Genomic DNA, 2,089 nt, shown 5'->3' with positions numbered 1-2,089 from the left:
GCATTAACCTATAGACAAATTGGGATCAAGTGGACTGACGTAACCCGACGGTTTAAGAGCAAGTACGTCACAGTTAATCTTGTCGATGACATGTTCCGCAGTATTACCAATAAAGACGGCAGACAATCCAGTACGGCCGGTGGTACCAAGAATCACCATAGCAGCGTTGTTTTCAGACGCGACACAAGGAATAACATCTTCTGGCAAGCCTTGCTCAACAACAGTTTGCTCTTCACTCATACCGTGCTTCTGGCGCAACGCTTTCATCGCTGTTAAGTGATGGCCACGAACCGCGTCAGTATAAGAGGTTGGGTCAAACTCTGGCAGCTCGATTGTGATATTAGCAGGTGTCACCGGGTAGGCGTTTACCAATAGCGGCTCAGCATCTAAACGACCTGTGATTTCAAGTAACCTGTCGACCATCGTATCATTGAGCTCTAAGTGAGCTTCGGTTTCAGAGCCAACATGGACTGAAGCGTAAATCTTCGCGTGTTCTGGCCAGAAATCATTTTTAACCAATAGCACTGGGCTAGGGCATTTTCTCAATAAGTGCCAGTCGGTAGGAGTAAAGATGACAGATTCTAAGGTATCGTGCTTACGCGTACCTTTGATTAGGATGTCATGCTCGCCACTGTAAACCTCTGCAATGATCGCTTCATACGGGCGGTTATGCCAAACCACTTGCACGTTAAATTCAATAGAATCATCAAGGTAAGGAGCCGCCACTTTATTCATCCAAATTTCACGTTGATGAATTACGCCTTTACGCATTGCGTCTCTTTCATCGACAGAGAGCATAGATGTCATGTCATACGAGAAATCGTAGATCGATAAAAAGAAAGTGATGTGGCTTGTTGATGTGCTTTTCTTGGCAAGTTGGATAGCACGAACTAGAGCAGGTTGCTCATCGTGATTAATGTCTGCGACAACTAAAATTTTGTTATAGATACTCATAACTAAGCCTACTTTTCAGACCGAACATATAAATAATGTAGCGTAGTTATGGAGAGAATAAGAGAAATATAAGAGGTTTTAAGAGAGAAACATGATGTAGCTCATTATTGAACTACATCATTGATATCTAGACTATTCTTTTGAAACGCCAGCAAGTTCCATCAACGCATCGTGATCTTCGATAGTGATATATTTGCCTTTAACGCTCAAGATGTCTGCTTTTTGGAAGCGACCTAAAAGACGACTAATTGTTTCAACAGTCAAACCAAGGTAGTTACCAATATCGCCACGAGTCATCGTTAGGCGGAACTCACGTGGGCTGAAGCCACGTTGAGAGAAACGAGTAGAAAGGTTGTAAAGGAATGCAGCAAGACGCTCTTCCGCGTTCTTCTTAGAAAGAAGCAGAATCATTTCTTGGTCACCTTTAATCTCATTACTCATCAGACGCATAATTTGCTGACGCAATTTAGGCATTTTGCCTGATAGGTCGTCTAGAATTTCGTATGGAATTTCACAGACCATAGAAGTTTCTAACGCTTGTGCGAAACTAGGGTGCATGTCACCAGTAATCGCATCGAAGCCAACAAGATCGCCCGCTAGGTGGAATGCAGTAATCTGCTCATCACCTTGCTCGGTAATCGTGTAGCTCTTGATCGTTCCAGAGCGAATAGCGTATAGAGATTTAAGCTCGTCACCGGCTTTAAATAACTCTTGGCCTTTTTGAATAGGCTTTTTTCTCTCAATGATCTGATCAAGTTGATCGAGTTCAGATTCATTCAAAGTAAACGGAATACAGAGCTGGCTAATACTACAATCCTGGCAATGGATCGCACAGCCACCAGACTGAACACGTTTCGTCACAGGCTTTTCAGAAATCATAACAATCTTTCACTATTTGATATACGTCAATATTTTAGCATTCCTTAATCCTAAAGGGTAGTAAAAAAACCGGATTAAAGACGCCACTATACGGTATAAATAATAAGCTGTAGCGCCATATAACCGGTATAGAAGCCGTAAATGAGGATTAAAATTGCACCAAACTGACGAAATAAGTCAGCTTGTTGCAGTTTTTTGAGGAAATTTGCCCCCATTCCAACCGTGAGCATCGCAGGGAGGGTTCCTAAACCGAAAG

At 42.6% G+C, this 2,089-nt stretch carries 3 protein-coding genes; all 3 read right to left on the bottom strand.

The window, feature by feature from the left end; all coding sequences use genetic code 11:
- Nucleotides 1-3: 3 nt before the first annotated feature.
- Nucleotides 4-954 (bottom strand): universal stress protein UspE, encoded by a 951-nt coding sequence (gene uspE / locus AB4653_RS21055; RefSeq protein ID WP_009846715.1) that lies wholly within the window; start codon nucleotides 952-954, stop codon nucleotides 4-6.
- Between the two features lie 132 nt (nucleotides 955-1,086).
- On the bottom strand, nucleotides 1,087-1,833 hold the full coding sequence (locus tag AB4653_RS21050; RefSeq protein ID WP_009846714.1) for an FNR family transcription factor: 747 nt from the start codon (nucleotides 1,831-1,833) through the stop codon (nucleotides 1,087-1,089).
- Nucleotides 1,834-1,919: 86 nt separating this feature from the next.
- The coding region (locus AB4653_RS21045) for a sulfite exporter TauE/SafE family protein (RefSeq protein WP_372105248.1) at nucleotides 1,920-2,089 on the bottom strand (170 nt) is incomplete at its 5' end.

It is taken from the genome of Vibrio sp. 10N.222.48.A3 (assembly GCF_041475345.1).
Lineage (GTDB): Bacteria > Pseudomonadota > Gammaproteobacteria > Enterobacterales > Vibrionaceae > Vibrio > Vibrio tasmaniensis_A.
Note: the sequence above shows the minus strand (reverse complement) of the source record. Positions and strands in the feature narration are given on the sequence as shown.